The 250-nt window shown below is 43.6% G+C and carries 1 protein-coding gene; it reads right to left on the bottom strand.

What is annotated here, in order from left to right; translation table 11 throughout:
• Window positions 1-250: GNAT family N-acetyltransferase (locus AAEY62_RS23785; RefSeq protein WP_350636930.1), on the bottom strand; the 250-nt coding region annotated here is incomplete at both ends.

The following is a 250-nucleotide window of genomic DNA, read 5'->3' as shown; positions in this document are numbered from 1 at the left end:
CCATGGCGCTTATAAAATTCGAGTGCGCGCTCGCGTGCAAATAACACCAACTCTGCAGCGTCTTGTGACCATGCTATTTTTTCTAGGTCATGTAATAAACGACTACCAATATGCTGATTACGACTTTCTTCAGCTACAGCCATATAGCGAACCTGAGCTTGTTGCTGGTTATTAAAGTGCAGCCGCGCCACCCCTAATACTTTACCCGCTTTATTTTTAATAAAGCGATGCTCGGCATCTTGTTCTAAAT

The organism is Pseudoalteromonas sp. GW168-MNA-CIBAN-0100, from assembly GCF_040309225.1.
Taxonomy (GTDB): domain Bacteria; phylum Pseudomonadota; class Gammaproteobacteria; order Enterobacterales; family Alteromonadaceae; genus Pseudoalteromonas; species Pseudoalteromonas arctica.
Note: the sequence above shows the minus strand (reverse complement) of the source record. Positions and strands in the feature narration are given on the sequence as shown.